General features: G+C 73.6%; 1 protein-coding gene. It reads right to left on the bottom strand.

The window, feature by feature from the left end; translation table 11 throughout:
* Nucleotides 1-30: 30 nt before the first annotated feature.
* The gene (locus tag H5J33_RS34845) at nucleotides 31-1,263 is read right to left on the bottom strand and encodes a cytochrome P450 (protein ID WP_181798651.1); all 1,233 of its coding nucleotides are present in this window, start codon (nucleotides 1,261-1,263) and stop codon (nucleotides 31-33) included.
* Between the last annotated feature and the right edge of the window lie 261 nt (nucleotides 1,264-1,524).

The following is a 1,524-nucleotide window of genomic DNA, read 5'->3' as shown; positions in this document are numbered from 1 at the left end:
GTGCCGCCCGTTCTGCCGGGGCGCCGCTCCTCAACCTCCCAGCCGCACCGGGATCTCCTGCCAGCCGTGGGAGATGAACGAGGGCACGTGGCGCAGTTCGCCGGGCGGGCAGGCCAGGCGCAGGGCGGGGAAGCGGGAGAACAGGGCGGGCAGCGCGGTCAGCGCCTCCAGCCGGGCCAGCGGTGCCCCGATGCAGCGGTGCACGCCGATGCCGAACGCCAGATGGTCCTCGGCCGCCCGCGCCGCGTCGAAGACGGCCGCGTCCGGGCCGTAGTGCGCCGGGTCCAGACCGGAGGCGGCGTACGTCGTGATGATCGCGTCCCCGGCCGGAATCGTCACCCCCGCGACCGTCAGCTCCTCCACCGCGAACCGCAACGGCAGCGCGGCGACGGACGGATGCACCCGCAGCGTCTCGTCGATCACCGCGCCCCAGCCGATCTCCCCGGCGCGCACCCCGGCCAGCTGCTTCGGATCCGTCAGCAGGGCGACCACCGCGTTGCCGATGAGATTGACGGTGGTCTCGAACCCGGCGCCGACCACCAGCAGCAGCGTGTGCAGCAGCTCCTCGTCCGAGAGCCGGTCGCCGTCCTCGTCCCGCACCCGGATCAGCTCCGTGGTGATGTCGTCGCCCGGGTGGGCCCGCCGGTACGCGATCAGCGCGCCGAGCACCGAGCCGACGCGTTCGCGTACGGAGGCCGCGAACTCGGGGCTCGGGTCGGAGGTGTTCATGAAGTCGGAGATGAGACGTCCCGCGTCCACCCGTAACCCCTCCGGTACGCCGAGCAGTTCGCAGATCATCCGCATCGGCAGGGGATGCGCGAGCCCGTCCCGCAGGTCGGCCACGCCGCCGCCGGTCCCCGCGGCCTCGAGCGCCTCCAGCAGCTCGTCCGTCAGCGCGGCCACCCGGGACCGCATCGCCTCGGTGCGCCGGTGGGTGAAGCTCGGCGCCACCAGCCTGCGCAGCCGGGTGTGGTCGGTGCCGTAGGTGGTCAGCATGTTGACCACGCCCACCCAGTTGGCCATCCAGCCCCAGGACGGATGCCTGTCCAGCTCCGGCCACAGCCGCCAGTGCCGGCGGGCGTCCTTGCTGACCCGGGGGTCGAGGATGAGCGTTTTGAGGGGGTCGTAGCCGGTGGGGGCCCAGGCGGGGATGCCGCCGGGCAGCTCCACGGGTACGACGGGGCCGAGGGCGCGCAGCCGGGCGCTCTCCGCGGCGATGTCGGAGCCGAAGGGGTCGAGGGCGATACGGTCGGTGACGGTCACGACGGTCTCCAGACTGGTCGGCCTTGCCTGGGGCGGTCCCGGTCCAGTACATCGCGTCACCGGGCGCGTGCACACCGCTTCGGTGCCATCAGGTCCGGAATCAGACGGACTTCGCCTCCTCACCCGCCCCTCGCGCCCCGCCGGCCCCGGGCGTCAGGACCAGCATGGTCGCGTCGTCCCGGACCAGGTAGCGGCGTCGTACCAGGTCCGCCCAGACCGCGCCGGGCAGCTCGGCGGACGGGGTGCCGGCCAGGGCCGCCA

The organism is Streptomyces sp. WELS2, assembly GCF_013870595.1.
Taxonomy (GTDB): Bacteria; Actinomycetota; Actinomycetes; order Streptomycetales; family Streptomycetaceae; genus Streptomyces.
This window is presented reverse-complemented; position numbering and strand designations above follow the sequence as displayed.